Here is a 19757-nt window from a genome sequence, read left to right as displayed (position 1 = left end):
TCCGCGTCGCATGCCCATCTAGGCTTCTGAACAAAATGGAGAGTGCCATGAGCAAGGAAATGAGGATTGATTTTGTGTCGGACGTATCGTGCCCGTGGTGCATCATCGGCCTGAAGGCGCTCGAGCAGGCGCTCGACAACGTTGGCGACGCCGTCGACGCCAGCATCCACTTTCAGCCTTTCGAGCTGAACCCGGCAATGGTGCCGCAAGGCGAGGATATCGGCGAGCACATCTTCAATAAATACGGTGCCGGTCCCGAGCAGCGGGCCGAAAGCAGCGAGATGATCCGCGCCCGTGGCGAAGCGCTCGGCTTTGAATTCGGCAGCCGCGACCGCATCTACAACACCTTCGATGCGCACCGCCTGCTCCACTGGGCGGGGCTGGAAGGCAAGCAGCACGCATTGAAAATGGCACTGTTCAGTGCCTATTTTACGGCTGGCGAACATGTCGGTTCGCACGATGTGCTGGTGCGCCTGGCCGGCCAGGTGGAGCTCGACCAGGCCGAAGCGAAGAAAATTCTCGCCAGCGATACCTATGGCAGCGAAGTGCGCGAGCGCGAGCAGTTTTTTCAGCGCCATGGCATCAATTCGGTGCCGGCGATCATCATCAATCAAAAGCACCTGATTTCCGGCGGCCAGCCGCCTGAAGTGTTCGAGCAGGCGATTCGCGATATCGTTGCCCAGGCCGACTGAGACACGACTAACGCTCCATTCTGGTGCGGCGCCCTGTTGCGGTGCTGTCCAGTCCCAACCCCGGCCGACGCTGTGACAGCGCCCGCTGGGGTTTTTGCATTTCATCCCCCTTTCCTTGCTGGCACGCCGCTTGCTGATAGTGATCTATCTGCCGCCGGCGCCCAACAAGGAAAACCATGAACGACGACCACAATCCCAGCCGCCTGCGCCGTACCCTGCTCAAGGCGGGCGCCAGCGCCAGTGCCAGCGTGGCCTTGACCGGCCTGGCCAGCGGCGGCGTCTGGGCCGCCGGCTCCGACAAGCCGGAAAAGGAAGAAGTGCGCATCGGCTTCATTCCGCTGACCGACTGCGCCTCGGTGGTGATGGCCTCGGTGCTCGGCTTCGACAAGAAGTACGGCATCAAGATCATTCCCAGCAAGGAATCGTCGTGGGCCAGCGTGCGCGACAAGATGGTCAATGGCGAGCTCGATGCCGCCCACGTGCTGTACGGCCTGGTCTATGGCGTGCAGATGGGCATAGGCGGTCCCAAGAAAGACATGGCCGTGCTGATGAACCTCAATCACAACGGCCAGGCCATCACCCTGTCAAAAAAAGTGGCCGACAAAGGCGGCGTCGATGGCGCCTCGCTGGCCAAGCTGATGCAGGCAGACAAGCGCGAATATTCATTCGCCCAAACCTTTCCCACCGGTACCCACGCGATGTGGCTGTATTACTGGCTGGCCACGTATGGCATCAATCCCATGAAAGACGCCAAGGTCATTACCGTGCCGCCACCGCAGATGGTGGCGAATATGCGCGTCGGTAATATGGACGGCTTTTGCGTGGGCGAACCGTGGAACCACCGCGCCATCGTCGACGGCGTCGGCATTACCGCCACCACCACCCAGGACATCTGGCGCGACCATCCGGAAAAGGTGCTCGGCACCACGTCCGAGTGGGCCAAGGCGCACCCGAATACGGCGCGCGCGCTGATCGCTGCCATTTTGGACGCCAGCAAATGGATCGACGCCTCGCTGTCGAACAAGAGCAAGATGGCCGAAACGATCGCCGACAAATCGTATGTGAACACCTCGGTCGATGTCATCAACCAGCGCATCCTGGGGCGCTACCAGAATGGCCTGGGCAAGACCTGGGACGACCCCAATCACATGAAGTTTTTCGACGATGGCGGTGTCAATTTTCCGTATCTGTCGGACGGCATGTGGTTCATGACCCAGCACAAGCGCTGGGGCTTGCTCAAGGCCGAGCCCGATTACCTGGCCACCGCCACTGCCGTCAACCAGATCGCCCTGTACAAGGAAGGGGCGGCGCTGGCCAAGGTGACCGTGCCGAAAACCAGCATGCGCACCACCAAGCTCATCGATGGCACCGTGTGGGACGGCAAGAACCCGAAAGCCTACGCCGACAGTTTCAAAATCCGCGCCTGAGGAGCATGCCATGAGTGCCGTGATCGAGACGCTGGGGCCCGAGTCCAAGGCCGGGGATGTGCCGGAAAAGCCGCGCCGCAGCGAGCGGCTGGCGCGCCAGGGCGTGCGCCTGGGCCGTTCGCCCGCTGCCGAACGGCTGCGCAGCGCGCTGCTGCTGGTGCTGCCGCCGCTGGTGGGGCTGGGCTTTTTGCTGCTGGTGTGGCAAGCCATTTCGCTCAACAACCCGGCCTTTCCCTCGCCCGCCGTCACTGGCGCCGAAGCGCTGCGCCTGTTCGCCGACCCCTTCTATGACAAGGGACCGAACGACCAGGGCATCGGCTGGAATATTCTGGCCTCGCTGAAACGGGTGGCGGTGGGCTTTGGGCTGGCGGCGCTGGTCGGCATTCCGCTGGGATTTATCATCGGCCGCTTCGGGTTTATGGCGGCCATGTTCAACCCCATCATCAGCCTGCTAAAACCGGTGTCGCCGCTGGCCTGGCTGCCGATCGGGCTGCTGGTATTCAAGGCCGCCAACCCGGCTGCCATCTGGGCGATTTTTATCTGCTCGATCTGGCCGATGATCGTCAACACCGCCGTCGGCGTGCAGCGGGTGCCGCAGGATTATATGAACGTGGCGCGCGTGCTGAACCTGTCGGAGTGGAAGATTTTTACCAAGATACTGCTGCCCTCCGTGCTGCCCTACATGCTCACCGGCGTGCGTCTGGCCATTGGCACCGCCTGGCTGGTGATCGTCGCCGCCGAGATGCTCACGGGCGGCGTCGGCATCGGTTTTTGGGTGTGGGATGAGTGGAACAATTTGAATGTGCCGCACATTATTATTGCCATTGTCGTCATCGGGGTGGTCGGGCTGGTGCTCGAGCAGGCACTGGTGGCGCTGGCCAAATCGGTGACATACGCAGACCCGGGACACTGACATGCACAAGGCCAAATTCATCGAAGTGCGGGGTGCCGACATGCGCTTCGACACCAAAAAAGGCAGCTTTCACGCGCTCGCCAATGTCGATCTGACCATTGAACAGGGCGAATTCGTCACCCTGATCGGCCACTCGGGCTGCGGCAAATCGACCCTGCTCAATTTGCTGGCGGGGCTGACCCGCGCCACCGACGGCGCCCTGATCTGCGCCGGCCGCGAAATCGACGGTCCGTCGCCCGAGCGCGCCGTGGTCTTTCAAAACCATTCGCTGCTGCCGTGGCTGACCTGCTTCGAAAACGTCTATCTGGCGGTCGAACGGGTGTTCGGCGCCAGCGAGCCGACTATGCAATTGCGCGAGCGCACCAACGCAGCGCTGGCGCTGGTGGGCTTGACGGCTGCCGCCAGCAAGCGGCCCCATGAAATTTCGGGTGGCATGAAGCAGCGCGTCGGCATTGCCCGCGCGCTATCGATGGCGCCCAAGGTGCTGCTGCTCGACGAGCCCTTCGGCGCCCTCGACGCGCTCACCCGCGCCCATCTGCAGGATGAATTGCTGCGCATCGTCGCCCAGACCGGCTCGACGGTGGTGATGGTCACCCACGATGTCGACGAAGCGGTGCTGCTGTCGGACCGCATCGTCATGCTCACCAACGGACCGGCGGCGACCATCGGCGACATCGTGCAGGTGCGGCTGGCGCGCCCGCGCGACCGGGTGGCGCTGGCGCAAGACCCGCTGTATATCGATTACCGCATGCGGGTGCTGGAGTTTTTGTACCGGCGGCAGTCGCGGCCGGGCAAGGAAGCTGCGTGAGCACTGCAGGGGCCTGCCCCAATTTCGCACCCAACCATGTCGCCTAAGCCAGTTCCAGCAAGATCGGCTGATGATCCGACGCCGCCGTCTCCGACAGCACGTCCACCGACGTCACGCGCGGTGCCAGGTCATCGGTGACAAAGAAATAGTCATAGGTATCCGGCTTGTCCGGCCAGGCAAAGCCATGCAGGCCGGCGGTGGGCGCATGTTTTTGCTCGTTTTTTAAACCCCAGGCATCGACCAGCGGCAGCGTCGCCCCTTCGCCCGGTGCCAGCAGCGCCTGGTATTCCGCCGAGCCGGGCAGCATATTAAAGTCGCCGCAATAAATGGCGGAACCGGGCCGGTAGCCGAGCTGAAACGGCGCATCGAGGCTGGGATCAGGCTGGAAGATGACGGCGCGCTCGCACGCTTCCCAGTGCTGATAGCGCAGGTACTGTATCTGCGCCATGCGCTGCAGCGTTGAATAATATTCGAGGTGGGTGGTGAGTATGCGCAGCTTGCCGCCAGGGGCCTCCAGCACCGTTTCGATCAGCCCGCGCGGCATGCCGGCCGGGCTGTCCGGATCGGGCGGCCACGGCAGCATGTGGCGGTGCACCTGGGTCATGCGGTATTTTGAGAGCAACAGGTTGCCAAACTGGCGCGGCAAATTGTTTTGGTAAATTTCCGAGGTCGGTTCAATGACCGCGTGATAGCCGCCGAAAGCGCCGCTGAGCTGGCGGAACTGGTTGGCGCTGGCGCTGCCTTCGAGTTCGGGGTGATTTGATGCCACTTCTTGCAGGCAAATCACATCAGGATTGAGTTTGCGCAGCACGTCGATGATGGCGTGAATGCGTATGCGGCTATCTTTCCCGCAACCCCAGTGAATATTCCAGCTGACTACCCGCATGCCTCACCTCCACGTCAAGAAAACGCTGGCATCTTGCCAGTTTTCGGGAGACGACGAGAACACCGTAGGATGTTGTTACACTTTGTAAATGCCTGATTAATATGCGTAAATGACTGAGGGAAACTAAACCACATGCCGCTCAGATTTCGCGGATGTCGTCCAGCGACCAGCGCGGTCGCACATTAAAACTGTAGTCCTTTTTGGCCGCCAGCGGATTAATTTTCAGGCGCATGGCGCCGGCAAAGGCGATCATCGCGCCGTTGTCGGTGCAAAATTCCAGCTCCGGATAAAACACCTGGAATTTTTTCTGCACAGCCGCACTGTTCAGGGCCGCGCGCAGCTGGCTGTTGGCGCCGACGCCGCCGGCGATCACCAGCCGTTTCAGGCCGGTATGCTTGAGGGCACTGATGCACTTGGCAGTGAGCACGTCGACGATGGCGTCGACGAAACCGCGTGCAATATTCGCCTTGTCCTGCGCGCTGATGGCGGCGCTATCTTTTTCCGGATGGTTTTTTACCACCGTCAGTACCGCGGTTTTCAGGCCGGAAAAGCTGAAATTGAAGTCTTTCGAGTGCAGCATCGGCCGTGGCAATTTGTACGCCAGCGGGTCGCCGGCTTCGGCCAGCCGCGAAATGGCCGGGCCGCCGGGATAACCGAGGCCGAGCAGCTTGGCCGACTTGTCGAACGCTTCGCCGGCGGCATCGTCGAGCGTTTCTCCCAGCAGTTCATACTGGCCGACACCATCGACCCGCATCAACTGGGTGTGGCCACCCGACACCAAAAGGGCGATGAAGGGAAACGCCGGCGGAGTGGCCGCCAGCAAGGGCGAGAGCAAATGGCCTTCCAGGTGGTGGATGCCGAGCACCGGCTTGTCGGCCGCCAGCCCCAGCGCGCACGCCACCGACGAGCCCACCAGCAGGGCGCCGGCCAGGCCGGGTCCTTCGGTGTAGGCGATGGCGTCGACTTCGGCCAGCGTCATGCCGGCCGTGTCCAGCACGGTTTGCAGCAGCGGCAGGGCGCGCCGGATATGGTCGCGCGAAGCCAGTTCCGGCACCACGCCGCCGTATTGTTCATGCATGGCCACCTGCGAATGGAGGGCGTGCGACAGCAGGCCCCGTTCGGTGTCGTAGAGGGCGAGACCGGTTTCATCGCAGGAAGATTCGACGCCGAGAACAATCATGGGCTGTAGCCAGAGAAAAGAGGGGAGGGCGGTATTGTAAAGCACGCCATCGGTGGACGGCGTGCTCGAAGGGATGCTGCGCTCAGGGACGCTGCAGCAGTTCGGCGTGGGCGGCGCGCAGCATGGTCTCGGTGGTGGCCCAGTCGATGCAGCCATCGGTGACCGAGCAGCCATATTTGAGTTGGGTCAGGTCGGCAGGAATCTTCTGGTTGCCGCCGACAATATTTGACTCGATCATCACGCCCACCAGCGAGCGGTTGCCGTGGCGGATTTGCTGCATGACGTCAGACATCACCAGAGGCTGCAGTTCCGGTTTCTTGTAGCTGTTGGCGTGCGAACAGTCGACCACCAGGTTGGCCGGCAGGCCAGCCTTGGCCAGCGCCTGCTCGGCAATCGCCACCGACACCGAATCGTAATTGGGACGGCCGTCGCCACCGCGCAGCACCACGTGGCCGTAGGCGTTGCCGCTGGTGCGCACGATCGATACGGTGCCTTCGCCATTGATGCCGAGGAAAGAGTGCGGATGGGCCGACGACAGGATGGCGTTGACAGCAATGCTGATGTCACCATCGGTGCCATTTTTAAAGCCGACCGGGGTCGACAGGCCGGACGACATTTCGCGGTGGGTCTGCGATTCGGTGGTGCGGGCGCCGATGGCGGTCCAGGCGATCAGGTCACCGAGGTACTGGGGAGAAATCGGGTCGAGCGCTTCGGTGGCGGTGGGCATGCCCATTTCGCACACATCGAGAAGGAACTGGCGGGCCTTTTCCATGCCCTGGTCGACGTGGAAGGAGTCATCCATGTCGGGGTCGTTGATATAGCCCTTCCAGCCGGTGGTGGTGCGCGGCTTTTCAAAATACACGCGCATTACCAGCAGCATGGTGTCGGCCACTTCGGCCTGCAGCGTCTTGAGGCGGGCGGCGTAATCGAGGCCGGCAACCGGGTCGTGGATCGAGCAGGGGCCGACGACGACGAACAGGCGCTTGTCCTTGCGGTCGATGATGTCGCGCAGGGCGGCGCGGCCACGCATGACGGTGTCGAAGGCGGTGGCCGTGAGTGGCAGTTTGCGGTGCAGTTCGAGGGGCGACGGCATGCGCGCGAACGAGCTGACGTTACTGTTTTCAATATCGTGGGTGGTCATGGTGCGTCTGTGCGGGTGGTGGATCAGGAATCAGTGTAGCCGCAAACGGCGGCCTGTGTCCGCCAAGCGCTTGCCATTGAGACCATTGTGGCAGTCAATGTTTCCCCGCGCGCAAGCAAGGGCGCGCGCATTTGCACCACAGGCACGCCGCCGTGTAAGCTTTCGCCATGACACCGACCCCCACCTTCCCCGCCGACCACTTTCCCGCCGCCGCCTTCATCAAGGAGATCGGCCGCGGCAAGAAAGGCGCGCGCAGCATGACGCGCGTTGACGCCCGCACCCTGTACGGTGCCATGCTGGCCGGGCGCGTGTCCGACCTCGAACTGGGTGGCATTTTGCTGGCCATGCGCATCAAGGGCGAATCGGTCGAGGAAATTGCCGGCTTTCTCGACGCTGCCGAAGCCTCGTTCACGCCGCTGCCCCTGCCGGACGGGCCATTCGCCCCCGTTCTCATTCCCAGTTACAACGGCGCGCGCAAGATGGCCAATTTGACGCCCCTGCTGGCGCTGCTGCTGGCGCGCGAAGGGGTGCCGGTGCTGGTGCACGGGGTCAGCCGCGATCCGGGCCGGGTGACGACGGCGGAAATTTTCGAAGCCATGGGCCTGGCGGCGGCGCCCGATCTGGCAGCGCTCGCGCTGGCGCATAGCCGCGGCCAGCCCACCTTTATCCCCATCGAGGTGCTGGCCCCTGCCATGCACCGCCTGCTGGCGCTGCGCCGCGTGCTCGGCGTGCGCAATTCGACCCACACCCTGGTCAAAATCCTGCAGCCGTATGCGGGGCCGGCGCTGCGGCTGGTGTCCTACACCCACCCGGAATACCTGGAAATGCTGGCCGACTATTTTGTCAATGCCGCCCCCGGCGGCCGCGGCGACGCCTTCCTGATGCGCGGCACCGAGGGAGAAACGGTGGCCAACGCCAACCGCGCCAACCAGATCGACTGGTTTCACGATGGCCAGCGCGAGCTGTTGGTGCCGCGCGACGCTCCCACCGACCTGCTGGCGGCGGCGCCCGCGGCGCGCGATGCCGCCGCCACCGCCGCCTGGATTGCCGCCGCCCTGCGCGGCGACGCGCCAGTACCGCCATCGATTGTCCAGCAGGTGGAACAGTGCGTCAAAGCGGCGCGCCGGCTTGGGGCGGCCACCGTTAAACTGGCATAATGCCGGGCTACTCATAAGGACGGCCTGGCGCCGGCAGCAATCATGGCAAAAGAATACGACGTCGCCGTCATCGGCGCAGGCGCTGCAGGCATGTTGTGCGCGGCCGTGGCCGCCCAGCACGGCAAGCGGGTGGTACTGGTCGACCACGCCAGCAAGCTGGCGGAAAAAATCCGCATTTCCGGCGGCGGCCGCTGCAATTTCACGAATGTCAACACCACGCCCGCCAATTTCCTCTCACGTAATCCGCATTTCGCCAAGAGTGCGCTGTCGCGCTACACGCCGCAGGATTTTCTCGCGCTCTTAAAAAAGCACCGGGTCGGCTTTCATGAAAAGCACCGCGGTCAGCTGTTTTGCGACACCTCCGCCGAGCAGATCATCGATGTCCTCAAGGCCGAGTGCGCCAGCGGCGGCGTGACCTGGCGCATGCCCACCAAGGTCGAGTCGCTCGAACAGATGGACGATGGCTTTTTGCTGGCCACCGACACCGGCGACATCCTCGCCCAAGCGGTGGTGATCGCCACCGGCGGCCTGTCGATCCCGAAAATCGGCGCGACCGACTTTGCTTACCGGATCGCGGCGCAATTTGAACTGGCCGTGGTCGAGCCGCGGCCCGGCCTGGTACCGCTGACGTTCGATGGCCCCGCCTGGGAAGCGTTCGCGCCGCTGTCGGGCATCGCCCTCGAAGTGGAAGTCGAAACCAGTTCCGGCAAGGGCAAGACTGCCATCAAGGGCAAGTTCCGCGAAGATTTATTGTTCACCCACCGCGGCCTGTCCGGCCCTGCCATCCTGCAAATTTCCAGTTATTGGTTGCCGGGCACGCCCATCATCGTCAACCTGTTGCCTGACGTCGATGTTGCCGAAGAACTGATCGACAACAAGGGCACCCTGAAAAAGCAGATGGGCAACCTGCTGTCCCAGTGGCTGCCCGTGCGGCTGGCCGAGCGGCTGCTGGAAGTGGCCGGCATTGCCGCCGACGCCCGCCTTGCCGACATGCCCGACGCCAGGCTGCGGGCGCTGGGCGAAGCGATCAACCGCTGGGCCATCGTGCCGACTGGCTCGGAAGGTTATCGCAAGGCCGAGGTAACGCTGGGCGGCATCGACACGCGCGAACTGTCGCAACAGACCATGGAAAGTAACAAAGTCGCTGGCCTGTATTTTATTGGCGAAGCGGTCGATGTGACGGGCTGGCTGGGCGGCTATAACTTCCAGTGGGCCTGGGCGTCGGCAGTGGCGGCCGGTACGGCTTTAAGCGACGTGTGACGGGCCGGCTCTGTTGGCCAGAGGCAATAGAGCCGGTAAACACGCCAATGCCACTTCCCATGCCGGCCAAACCCTGCTACACTCTCCTTCTTCCCTAAATCAAACGGTTTGAATTTTTACATGACCACTATTCGCCTTAAAGAAAACGAGCCGTTCGAAGTCGCCATGCGTCGCTTCAAGCGCACGATCGAAAAAACTGGTCTGCTGACCGAACTGCGTGCTCGCGAGTTCTATGAAAAGCCAACAGCTGAGCGCAAGCGCAAGCTGGCAGCTGCAGTCAAGCGTCATTACAAACGCATCCGCAGCCAGCAACTGCCTAAGAAATTATTCTAAGATCGCTGGCCCAGTGATCCGCGACGGCCAGCTCGTCCGGATTCATGGTCCAAAGCATCGCAGACCCGCTCCGGTTTTACCGCAGCGGGTTTTGCCTTTTATACTGACCGTTTGATGGTCGCCAATCACACGAACGAGGAAGCCATGGGCCTGAAAGAACAAATCACCGAAGACATGAAAACGGCGATGCGCGCAAAAGACGCCGGTCGTCTGGGCACGGTTCGCCTGATCATCGCCGAAATCAAGCGCAAGGAAGTCGATGAGCGCATCGACGTCAGCGACGACCAGGCGCTGGTCATCATTGAAAAAATGATCAAGCAGCGCAAGGACTCGATCACCCAGTTCGAAGCCGGTGGCCGCGCCGACCTGGCCGACATCGAAAAAGCCGAGCTGGCTATCCTGTCGGCCTACATGCCGGCCGGCCTGTCCGCCGAAGAAATCGGCGCTGCGGTCGCCGATGCGGTGGCTGCCTCGGGCGCCGCCGGTCCCCAGGACATGGGCAAAGTGATGGCGCTGATCAAGCCGAAGATGCCAAAAGGCACCGACATGGGCTTGGTGTCGTCGCTGATCAAGCAAGCGCTGACGGCGTAAGCGCGAGGGTGGGGCGCGCGTAGTGCGCCTGCCCCACCGGTTCTATTGCGGCATATCAACTCAAGCCGTCCTCAGCGGTATAGTCTGACCTAACGCAAACTCTGACCATCTGCAGTGATTCCTCAATCCTTTATTACCGATTTGCTCAACCGGGTCGATATCGTCGACGTGGTCGGCAAGTACGTCCAGCTCAAAAAGGGCGGCGCCAATTACATGGGGCTGTGCCCGTTTCACAACGAAAAATCGCCCAGTTTTACCGTCAGTCCCACCAAGCAGTTTTATCACTGCTTCGGCTGCGGCGCCCATGGCACCTCGATCGGCTTCATGATCGAATACTCGGGCATGGGCTTTATCGATGCCGTCAAGGACCTCGCCTCGGGCGTCGGCATGGTGGTGCCTGACAATGACGACAAGATCCCGCCGGCCCAGCGCGCCGTGCAGGCAGCGCAATCGCTGGCGCTGACCGAGGCCATGACGCAAGCCTGCGATTTTTACCGTGGCCAGTTAAAAGGCGCCACCGAGGCCATCGCCTATCTGAAGAAACGCGGCTTGACGGGCGAAGTGGCCGCTCGCTTCGGCATGGGCTATGCGCCGGCCGGCTGGGACAATCTGAAAAGCGTGTTTGCCGACTACGAGGCGGTGGCGCTGGTGGAGGCGGGCCTGGTGATCGACCGGGTCGATGAAGACGGTGGCAACAAGAAGCGCTATGACCGCTTTCGCGAGCGCATCATGTTCCCGATACGCAATACCAAAGGCCAGGTGATCGGTTTTGGCGGTCGCGTGCTCGACAATGGCGAACCCAAATACCTGAACTCGCCAGAAACGCCGTTATTTCAAAAGGGGTTCGAGCTGTACGGCCTGTTCGAAGCGCGCCAGGCGATCCGCGATGCCGGCTACGTGCTGGTGACCGAAGGCTATATGGACGTGGTGGCGCTGGCCCAGCTGGGTTTTCCGCAGGCCGTGGCGACCCTCGGCACGGCCTGCACCAGCACCCATGTACAAAAACTGCTGCGCCAGACCGACTCGGTGATTTTCAGTTTCGATGGCGACAAGGCTGGTCGGCGTGCCGCCCGCCGCGCCCTCGAAGCGTGCCTGCCGCAAGTGACGGACAACAAGACCATCAAGTTTTTGTTCTTGCCGACCGAACACGATCCAGACAGTTTCGTGCGCGAACGGGGTTTTGAAGCCTTCGAGCAAGAAATTCACGAAGCCATGCCGCTGTCGCAATTTTTGCTGCGCGAGGCGCAGGGCGACAACGATCTCGACACGCCCGAAGGGCGCGCCCGTGCCCAGTTCGACGCCAAGCCCTTATTGCAGGCGATGACGCCGTCGTCGCTGCGCTTGCAAATCGTCCGTGGGCTGGCCGGCATGACGCAGTCAACCCCGCCCGAGATCGAAGCGTTGTTTGAACTGGCCAAGCCGGTGTCGGTGGCGCGCCGCGCGCCGCCGCGTCAGGGACGGCCGCAGCCTTTGGGGCTGGAATTGCAGATTTTGCGCCATCTTGTTGCGCATCCGCCACTGAGTCTCAGCCTGGACGAGTCGGCGCTACAATGTTTCGACTTTTTCGGCCCCGAGTCGGCCGAGCGCCTGCGACAATTGGTCGCCGCCGGTCAGGCGCTGGGCGAGTTCGGCGGCTTTGCCGCGCTGGCCCAGCAATTAAAAGAAGTCAGCGTCGAATATGACGGCCTGATCGCAGAAATTGCTGCTGAAGGGGAATCGGATCTCGACAGCGACAAGATGTGGCTGACCGGTGCGGTGCGGGATATCAAAAAGAACCAGTTAAAAAAAGAAATTGACCAGTTGATGTCATCCGGTTTGCCCTCAGATGAATCGCGCAAGCGGTATTACGAATTGATTGCAATTCAGAATCAACTGACGGTCGAAGAAGCGGCCGACCGGGTGCCCCGCTAGCCCCGCGCGGGGGCCTGCGTTGACTGGAAATACTTGGTGTGCGTGCTATAATAAAACGATAAGTATTGTGTCTAAGACACTGGTTTTTGCCGGCCCGAGGGCTTGTCGAAAGCATGCAAGGAAGGTCATATTCAGGGGTGGTCGAGTGCAGTAGGGCCAGGCTGGCCGCGAGGCAGCCGGGAGACGTAATCCCCGCATGGGGCGGCAACAAACTTTATCAATTCCATCGTAAAGCTAGTCGTTGTGACATCGAAAGCGCCTGTGCCAATCAAGAAAACTGAAACCCCCGTGGCTCCCACGCCCAGTATGCCCGCCAAGGCGGACAACGCCCAAGACAAGGCGGAGTCGCGCAGCACGACGACCGTCAGCCAGACCACCGACGCCGCCACCCTGGCCGCCATCGACACGTCCGGCTATGTGCTGCCGTCCGTCAAAGTGCCGGGCCGGCGCGGTCGCAAGCCCAAGGAATTCCAGCCGGAAAACGATGAAGTCGCCGCCCTCAACGCCGTCGAGCGCGCCGAGCTCAAAGCGGTCGACAAGGCCAAGGCCAAGGACCGCAAGGCGAAGGAAAAAGCCCTGCTGAAAGACGCTTTTTCGTCCGACACCGAGGCCTCCGAAGAAGAGCTGGAAAAACGCCGCACCAAGCTGAAAACCCTGATCAAGCTGGGCAAGGAACGCGGTTTTCTCACCTACGCCGAGATCAACGACCACCTGCCTGAAAACATTGTCGACCCGGAAGCCATCGAAGGCATCATCGGCACCTTCAATGACATGGGGATTGCCGTCTACGAGCACGCGCCCGATGCCGAATCGCTGCTGCTGACCGACAATGTCGCCACCGTCACCAGCGACGACGAAGCCGAGGCTGCTGCCGAAGCGGCGCTGTCGACGGTCGATTCCGACTTCGGCCGCACCACCGATCCGGTGCGCATGTACATGCGCGAGATGGGGTCGGTCGAGCTGTTGACGCGCGAAGGCGAAATCGAAATCGCCAAGCGCATCGAAGGCGGTCTGAAGGATATGATCCAGGCCATTTCCGCCTGCCCGGTGACGATTGCCGAGATTATTTCGGCGGCCATCCGCATTCGCAACGACGAAACCAAGATCGACGAAATCGTCGACGGCATGGTCGAAGAAGATCCGGTGGTGGCACCGCAACCGCCGGCGCCGCCAGCGGCCTCCGATGACGACGAGGAAGACGACGAAGCCGAGGAAGAAGAGGGCGAAGAAGAAGAAGAAAACAACGCCTCCGGCGCCGCCGGCTTTTCCGCCGAGCAGCTCGAAGCGCTGAAAAACCAGGCGCTCGAGAAATTCGACACCATCTCGACGCAGTTCGACAAGATGCGCAAGGCGTTTGAAAAAGACGGCTACAACTCGAAAGCCTACGTCAAGGCGCAGGAAGTCATTTCCAACGAGTTACTCGGCATCCGCTTTACTGCCAAGGTGGTCGAAAAGCTGTGCGACACCTTGCGCGGCCAGGTCGACGAAGTGCGTCACATCGAAAAGCAAATCCTCGACGTCGCCGTCAACAAGTGCGGCATGCCGCGCGCCCACTTCATCAAGGTCTTCCCGGGCAATGAAACCAACCTCGACTGGGTCGATGGCGAAGTCAATGCGGGCCATGCGTACAGCGCCATCCTTGGCCGCAACATCCCGACCATCAAGGAACTGCAGCAGCGCCTGATCGACCTGCAGGCGCGCGTGGTGCTGCCGCTGCCAGACTTGCGCAATATCAACCGCCAGATGGCCGCCGGCGAAATGAAGGCGCGCAAGGCCAAGCGCGAAATGACCGAAGCCAACTTGCGGCTGGTGATTTCGATCGCCAAAAAATACACCAACCGTGGCTTGCAATTCCTCGATCTGATCCAGGAAGGCAATATCGGCCTGATGAAAGCGGTCGATAAATTCGAGTACCGCCGCGGCTATAAATTTTCCACGTATGCGACCTGGTGGATCCGCCAGGCAATCACCCGTTCGATTGCCGACCAGGCGCGCACCATCCGCATCCCGGTGCACATGATCGAAACGATCAACAAGATGAACCGCATCTCCCGTCAAATCTTGCAGGAAACGGGGGCCGAGCCCGATCCGGCGACCCTGGCGATCAAGATGGAAATGCCAGAAGACAAAATCCGCAAGATCATGAAGATCGCCAAAGAGCCGATCTCCATGGAAACGCCGATTGGCGACGATGACGATTCCCACCTGGGCGACTTCATCGAAGACAACAATACGCTGGCGCCGTCCGATGCGGCCTTGCACGCGTCGATGCGGGGCGTGGTCAAGGATGTGCTCGACTCGTTGACGCCGCGCGAAGCCAAGGTGTTGCGCATGCGTTTTGGTATCGAAATGTCGACCGACCACACGCTCGAAGAAGTGGGTAAACAGTTTGACGTTACCCGCGAGCGCATCCGCCAGATCGAAGCGAAGGCACTGCGCAAGCTGCGCCATCCTTCCCGTTCCGACAAGCTCAAGTCCTTCCTCGAAGGTAACTAAGGCTTGACGACCCGGCGGCGCAGCCCGTATCCTCTTGCCACTTCGTTCCGGGCTGCGCCCGGGACGGTGGCCAGTTGCATATCCAGCGCCGTTGCTGCCATACCGCTTTCGGGCCTCTAGCTCATGCTTGGTTAGAGCAGCGGACTCATAATCCGTTGGTGCCGTGTTCGACTCACGGGAGGCCCACCAATAAAATCAAGGGCTTAGGGCTGATAATGGCTCTTGTTTAATTGGCAGAAAATTTCGTGTAGGCACCATGTAGGCATGCCAAGTCAACGCAGCTGGGAGACATTAATGTCCAGGTATGAAACAGCGGTGCAAGAAGCGCTCGGGTGGAACGGACGGTACTTCGCGTACCTCAACGAATGCCGCCACTTTGGTCGGCTCGTAGCGCATCGGTATGAGCAATACCTTGAGGCCCCGAAAGGACGGCTCCGCTACATGGGGTTGAGTGACAAGTTGGAAGGAACGGACGACGTGAGAGAGCTCACCGACTATCCAACCCTTGTCCGGGGACCAAATACTTTCTATTACTTCGGCTTGAGTCTTCGTTATACGCACAACGACTCACGTTACGTCGATGAGCGCTTTTATCTGGGGCTGCAACGTAGCGGCGCAGGTTGGGTCGTCATCTGGGCGGAAAAAAGCTTTTTAGTTCCGGATGACAAGCCAGATGCACTGAATGTGTTGTTCGACGCGCTCCAACAGGACACATTGCAGAACTTTGCAGCTCCCATTACGTCACCGACACGTACCATCGGCTTCCTTCAGCATGAAGTGGCCGAGTAGCATTCTGGCGGCTGTTCCGTCGATGCGCTTCGTTATACAGACTTTATTGCCGCATACAGCGTAGCCCGGCTCACGCCATACTCCACGGCGAGGGATGTTTTGCTCTCGGTGGCAGCGCGCAGGCGAATAGACGCGATTTGCTCGGCAGTCAGCTTTGCGGTTCGGCCCATATGCTTGCCCTCCGCGCGTGCTTTAGCCTGTCCCTCCGCACGGCGCTCATTAATCATTGAAAGCTCGAAAGCCGAGACTGCGCCCAACATCGTAAGCAGCATTTGGTTCATTGCGTTAGCTTTGTCGCCGGTGAATGTCAGACCTTCTTTCTTGAACGTGATGGCGACCCCCTTGTCCGTCAACTGCTTGACTAGCGCCAGCAGGTCGGACGTATTGCGCGCCAGCCGACTGATTTCGTGGACAACCACCGTATCGCCCTCGCGAACATGCGACAGCATCGCTTGGAGGGCAGGGCGGTTGGTATCACTGCCGCTGCATTTGTCGTCGAAGACTTTGTCCAGGCTCAGACCGTCAAGCTGGCGGGCAGTGTTCTGGCCAACGCTCGAGACGCGGGTATATCCAACTGTTTGACCTTTGCCCATTTTGCTCTCCATTGCGGTTGTGTATGGAAAGTATATAGAACTTATTGGAATGTGTATAGTTGATTCGTGTTGATACTTGTTGGACGTCGGCGCTCCGGGCGTGGTGCTGGCGCTGCAGGATGTCGGGAAAGTATGCCTTCTTAGACGGGCATTACTTTTTGCAAACCGCCTTAACGACGTCCTCGGCGACCGTTCCTGGCTCCGCGTACTGCCATGATGGGTTGTTTGCTCTAGTTGCAAAATCCAACTGCTTACCTGCACCCATGCCATTTTCATAAGTGGTAAGTTGCAAGGCGCGCATTTTCTCATCACTACAGTCCACTTCCTGCAATGTGACCATCGAGCGATAAGTCTTCGCCGGGTTCCCGGGAGACATCGTGGCTTTTGCTCGGTCACTCAATGTCCATACCTTTACATTGCCTCCAGAGCGCCGGACAGTGGCGAAGTCCGCGTACAAATTGTTGTTAGCCCCTTCCGATATCAGGGTCCATTCCGCGGCGGCGTTTCCAGCGAGTCCAGACAGTACGACAGTCAAAAACAGCGTCCGCATATTGCCTCCTGTTGTTATAAATGTAAATAATAGCCGAAACCGCCACGAGAAGGACCACAGCGTCATCGCTGTTAGGAGGCCGAGTTATTTGGTGACGTACGGCATTATGCCGCTGTATCATGCCGAAGTATCAACGTCGAGGAGAAGATGATGCGGGTATGGAATGTGCGATACGTTGACAAAGAGGGAAAATCCCATGAGCTTGAACTCGATTGGCACCACAAGCCAAGCCGTGAAATTGTCGCGCAGGAGATTTTGGTCGCCGAGCATAACCGCCGTTCGGACGATAATCCATTGCGTGCCATTGATATCCTAAAAACGGACCCCACGCCCCGTCTTACAAAACTGGGTGCGTTAGGACTCTCAATCGAAAGCATCAAAGAGGTGGACCAGAATGCGAAAACCGTACCAACGTAAGGGGCGGCGGCCAGGTATATACGTCGGTGGCAAAGGCGCTTTGGTCATCTTTGCGATTGCCGTCGTGGCGATGGTCGTATCGTGCGCGGGGCAAATGAGGTGAGCAAGAAGCGCGGGGCCAGCATTGGCCGCCACCCGCGCAATAAGTACTGCTCACCGTAAATCATCAGAGTGCAGGGGTGCGGTCAAGGCGCTCCAAGTCCTGCGTCAACTTCCAATCCAGCTCCTGGAGGAACTGGGCCTCAACAGCGAGGTGAGAAAGAAGCGTGCCGAGATTTCGAACCGCGCGCATGTCTAGTCCGCAGTCCTCGTTTTCGGCGGCCACGAAGAGAACATGCCCCAGCGCTTCGATACCATGCATGAGCGTGTCATTTGCATTGCCCGCGTGCTGCAGGACGGCCGCAACGGCGTCTCTAGGATGTTCCGCAAGCGCTGCTTCAGAACGTTCGGCCGCGAAGCTGGCCGGCTGAAGTTTCAGCAGTAGGTGCCCAAGCTCGTATGGCGCGCGGTCGCAATGTCTAAAGTTTGGGTTGGTGGCCGGTGCGGTCATTTCACACCGCCTTCTTGCGCGGGCGCCGCCGTTGTTGCGGTAGGCCTGCGGTGAGAGTGTTCGTCAATATAGTTGGCTCCGACATCCTCAGCACGGCTATTAATGCAGTTTTCGATGTCATCCGCGATGTGCCAGATAGCTTTAAGAACGTTGATGATGTCGCTGTCTTCCCGTGGACGTGGCGGGCCTTGCAGCGCGGCTAGCGCCATCCTCGCTATAGACGATATTTTGGAAAATCCGCTTTGCGCCATCGCGTCCATGTCGACCACGACGGCCCTGAATTGGTGGACGTCGGCATCTGATGCGGGTGCTGAGGCTGAGAGAATTGTGCTGTTTGACATAGTGCGCTCCTTGGCAAGTTGAACCCTACCCCGTAAGTAGGGGGGGCGGTGAGTGACAGGGTTGGCGAACCGGCACGAAAGCACACCGGCATGCCCGAAGGCATCCCCGCCGCCACCGCCCATAGAGGACAAGCGCAAGGCAGCACGCACGTAAAAAAGCCGCATTGCGCGGCTAGTGCGCTTTCGTTATTCAGGTCGCCAAACCTGGCCCCCTCTTTTTCGGGGACGCTTCAGTATCAACCGCCCTTGCGTTTCCCGTCAAGCGGTTTTTCCGTCATCAAAGAATCCTTAAGGTTGGCAGTAAAGTGCTTGCTGGAAAGGGTAGTATTGCCATTCACACAATCAGGGGGCGCACGATGGCTTACGATGAAGTTTTAGACGAAGCTTACCTAGCGCGAGCTCCCGCTGACGCCGTGTACTCTTGGCTGAAGTCCTCGTATCTGGACTACGACTCGCGGCCTCTTTTCCACTCCGGGGTTTCGAAGAGGACTGAGTCGACCTTGTTGGCGAGGCGTGATGAGACGATTGATTTAGGGCTCGCTCGATGGGCGAACAATCCCGAAACGCTGAGCACGCTGTTCGCTCGCTGGTGCGGCTCACCACCTGGAAATTATTGGGCAGCTCAAAATACATTTGCGTACCCAATTCTTTGCGCAATTCTCAGTAACACATCCGTAGTTTCGCTGCTGTTCTGCCAGGCTGACTCCACAGATGGCATATCCGCCGAAGCATTCGACTGGATTGTTGAACACGGAGATGACGAGCTTGCCAAACGGATGCACAGCAATGATTGCGTTGGCCTGAACCTTATCAGGAAGTGCTGCCGGCGAGAGGGAATCTACGCAGCCATTCCCGACCAACGGTGGCTTCAAATCTTAGTATACTTGTCAGAGAGTAAGCGCTTCAAGCGCCCTGCCATTGAATACGACGATAGCCCCGATATGTTCCATTGGGACGTTCATCGCGGCATCGTCGACGCCGTAAGGAGCGCCCCAAAGACGCTGGAAGCATCTAACTTTCTGTGGGGAGTGCTTAATCGTATTCCCTCCAAAGTTGCCTATGATGCCTACGTGAGCAGCAAAGACTTGATTGCTGTAGTCGATTTGTGGGAAGTTGATATTGCAGACGGCGGGGCGTACAGTCACCACAAGGACGACGCTCTTACCGCCGCTGAGCGAGTCCAGTTTAATTTGTTGCGGCTTTATGGTTCGTCAAGCGACCTGGACCCTAACAATGAGCGGCGGATTGTCCGCTTGGCTGCTTATTCGAAGTGCTACCTATCGGGTTCAAAAGGATTGAAAGTCGAGGATTTCAAAAAGTATTCTGACCGGGACGGCCCTGCCTTTGTCTACGCGGCTTCGTTCAACCCTCACATTTGGCAACGCCCTGCCGCGGCGCTGGCGATGTCGCAAGGAGGCTTTCCGTCTCCCGAAAAAAGCGAATATTTGCACTACAATCGACCGGAGTACAACGAGGCGCCGACCGCTGAGTATGATGCGGGTTCGGACGTAGGCAGTGAGGTGCCGCCAGGGATTGGGGCGCCGCATCTACTTTCCACCCCAGACCTGTATGCTCAGCTATCAGAACAGTTAAAGAGCCTAAAAGGCTGGGTTTTCTGGGCGGCGTTGATAACGGTGGTTGCGGTGAAATGGTAGGGCTGATTCACGTAACCGAAGTTCTCATCGCCCCCATGAGGTCGAGGATGCGCCGCTCCTCATCGAG

20 protein-coding genes and 1 tRNA gene are annotated in these 19757 nt (G+C 59.9%); 14 read left to right on the top strand and 7 right to left on the bottom strand.

What is annotated here, in order from left to right; all coding sequences use genetic code 11:
• Positions 1–47: 47 nt before the first annotated feature.
• The 4 genes from ACP7BZ_RS04490 to ACP7BZ_RS04475 all read left to right on the top strand — a co-directional run bounded on the left by ACP7BZ_RS04490 (position 48) and on the right by ACP7BZ_RS04475 (position 3840).
• Entirely contained in the window at positions 48–692 is a 645-nt protein-coding gene (locus ACP7BZ_RS04490; RefSeq protein WP_426110434.1) for a DsbA family oxidoreductase, read from the top strand.
• Positions 693–868: 176 nt separating this feature from the next.
• On the top strand, positions 869–2119 hold the full coding sequence (locus tag ACP7BZ_RS04485; RefSeq protein WP_426110433.1) for a CmpA/NrtA family ABC transporter substrate-binding protein: 1251 nt from the start codon (positions 869–871) through the stop codon (positions 2117–2119).
• 10 nt (positions 2120–2129) lie between these two features.
• The gene (gene ntrB, locus ACP7BZ_RS04480; RefSeq protein WP_426110432.1) at positions 2130–3032 is read left to right on the top strand and encodes a nitrate ABC transporter permease; all 903 of its coding nucleotides are present in this window, start codon (positions 2130–2132) and stop codon (positions 3030–3032) included.
• 1 nt (position 3033) lies between these two features.
• Positions 3034–3840: an ABC transporter ATP-binding protein gene (locus ACP7BZ_RS04475; RefSeq protein WP_426110431.1), complete on the top strand. Its 807-nt coding sequence runs from the start codon at positions 3034–3036 to the stop codon at positions 3838–3840.
• A gap of 43 nt (positions 3841–3883) precedes the next feature.
• Here the strand turns inward: ACP7BZ_RS04475 and ACP7BZ_RS04470 are convergent, their stop codons facing one another.
• From ACP7BZ_RS04470 to ACP7BZ_RS04460, 3 genes are all read right to left on the bottom strand, one after another.
• On the bottom strand, positions 3884–4726 hold the full coding sequence (locus tag ACP7BZ_RS04470; protein ID WP_426110430.1) for an endonuclease/exonuclease/phosphatase family protein: 843 nt from the start codon (positions 4724–4726) through the stop codon (positions 3884–3886).
• A gap of 139 nt (positions 4727–4865) precedes the next feature.
• Positions 4866–5906 carry a tRNA (adenosine(37)-N6)-threonylcarbamoyltransferase complex transferase subunit TsaD gene (gene tsaD, locus ACP7BZ_RS04465; RefSeq protein WP_426110429.1) on the bottom strand — a complete coding sequence of 347 codons (1041 nt, stop codon included), beginning with the start codon at positions 5904–5906 and terminating at the stop codon, positions 4866–4868.
• Positions 5907–5988: 82 nt separating this feature from the next.
• The gene (locus tag ACP7BZ_RS04460; RefSeq protein ID WP_426110428.1) at positions 5989–7047 is read right to left on the bottom strand and encodes a 3-deoxy-7-phosphoheptulonate synthase; all 1059 of its coding nucleotides are present in this window, start codon (positions 7045–7047) and stop codon (positions 5989–5991) included.
• A 167-nt stretch (positions 7048–7214) separates the two neighbouring features.
• Between ACP7BZ_RS04460 and ybiB the strand changes: the two genes are divergently transcribed.
• The 8 genes from ybiB (at position 7215) to ACP7BZ_RS04420 (ending at position 15584) form a co-directional block, all read left to right on the top strand.
• Complete coding sequence (ybiB, locus tag ACP7BZ_RS04455; RefSeq protein WP_426110427.1) at positions 7215–8204, top strand: DNA-binding protein YbiB; 990 nt, start codon at positions 7215–7217, stop codon at positions 8202–8204.
• 42 nt (positions 8205–8246) lie between these two features.
• The gene (locus ACP7BZ_RS04450; protein WP_426110426.1) at positions 8247–9464 is read left to right on the top strand and encodes an NAD(P)/FAD-dependent oxidoreductase; all 1218 of its coding nucleotides are present in this window, start codon (positions 8247–8249) and stop codon (positions 9462–9464) included.
• Positions 9465–9584: 120 nt separating this feature from the next.
• Positions 9585–9797: a 30S ribosomal protein S21 gene (gene rpsU, locus ACP7BZ_RS04445; protein ID WP_008451879.1), complete on the top strand. Its 213-nt coding sequence runs from the start codon at positions 9585–9587 to the stop codon at positions 9795–9797.
• Between the two features lie 144 nt (positions 9798–9941).
• Positions 9942–10388 (top strand): GatB/YqeY domain-containing protein, encoded by a 447-nt coding sequence (locus ACP7BZ_RS04440; RefSeq protein WP_426110551.1) that lies wholly within the window; start codon positions 9942–9944, stop codon positions 10386–10388.
• A gap of 114 nt (positions 10389–10502) precedes the next feature.
• Positions 10503–12299, top strand: a complete 1797-nt coding sequence (gene dnaG / locus ACP7BZ_RS04435) for a DNA primase (RefSeq protein WP_426110425.1) — start codon at positions 10503–10505, stop codon at positions 12297–12299.
• Between the two features lie 306 nt (positions 12300–12605).
• Positions 12606–14795 carry an RNA polymerase sigma factor RpoD gene (gene rpoD / locus ACP7BZ_RS04430; protein WP_426110549.1) on the top strand — a complete coding sequence of 730 codons (2190 nt, stop codon included), beginning with the start codon at positions 12606–12608 and terminating at the stop codon, positions 14793–14795.
• A 110-nt stretch (positions 14796–14905) separates the two neighbouring features.
• Positions 14906–14984, top strand: a tRNA-Ile gene (locus ACP7BZ_RS04425).
• 105 nt (positions 14985–15089) lie between these two features.
• Complete coding sequence (locus ACP7BZ_RS04420; protein WP_426110424.1) at positions 15090–15584, top strand: hypothetical protein; 495 nt, start codon at positions 15090–15092, stop codon at positions 15582–15584.
• Positions 15585–15616: 32 nt separating this feature from the next.
• Here the strand turns inward: ACP7BZ_RS04420 and ACP7BZ_RS04415 are convergent, their stop codons facing one another.
• Positions 15617–16177, bottom strand: coding sequence for a recombinase family protein (locus ACP7BZ_RS04415; protein ID WP_426110423.1), 561 nt, complete (start codon positions 16175–16177; stop codon positions 15617–15619).
• Positions 16178–16328: 151 nt separating this feature from the next.
• Entirely contained in the window at positions 16329–16727 is a 399-nt protein-coding gene (locus ACP7BZ_RS04410; protein WP_426110422.1) for a surface-adhesin E family protein, read from the bottom strand.
• A 147-nt stretch (positions 16728–16874) separates the two neighbouring features.
• Between ACP7BZ_RS04410 and ACP7BZ_RS04405 the strand changes: the two genes are divergently transcribed.
• Complete coding sequence (locus ACP7BZ_RS04405; RefSeq protein ID WP_426110421.1) at positions 16875–17144, top strand: hypothetical protein; 270 nt, start codon at positions 16875–16877, stop codon at positions 17142–17144.
• A gap of 166 nt (positions 17145–17310) precedes the next feature.
• Here the strand turns inward: ACP7BZ_RS04405 and ACP7BZ_RS04400 are convergent, their stop codons facing one another.
• Together ACP7BZ_RS04400 and ACP7BZ_RS04395 are read right to left on the bottom strand one after the other, a co-directional pair.
• Positions 17311–17694 (bottom strand): hypothetical protein, encoded by a 384-nt coding sequence (locus tag ACP7BZ_RS04400; RefSeq protein WP_426110420.1) that lies wholly within the window; start codon positions 17692–17694, stop codon positions 17311–17313.
• Entirely contained in the window at positions 17691–18035 is a 345-nt protein-coding gene (locus tag ACP7BZ_RS04395) for a hypothetical protein (RefSeq protein ID WP_426110419.1), read from the bottom strand. The genes ACP7BZ_RS04400 and ACP7BZ_RS04395 overlap by 4 nt, the downstream gene beginning before the upstream one ends.
• Positions 18036–18535: 500 nt before the next feature.
• Between ACP7BZ_RS04395 and ACP7BZ_RS04390 the strand changes: the two genes are divergently transcribed.
• Positions 18536–19690, top strand: coding sequence for a hypothetical protein (locus ACP7BZ_RS04390; RefSeq protein ID WP_426110418.1), 1155 nt, complete (start codon positions 18536–18538; stop codon positions 19688–19690).
• Positions 19691–19757: the final 67 nt, after the last annotated feature.

The sequence above is a fragment of the Massilia sp. PWRC2 genome (assembly GCF_049896725.1).
GTDB lineage: Bacteria > Pseudomonadota > Gammaproteobacteria > Burkholderiales > Burkholderiaceae_D > JAFCUW01.
Note: the sequence above shows the minus strand (reverse complement) of the source record. Positions and strands in the feature narration are given on the sequence as shown.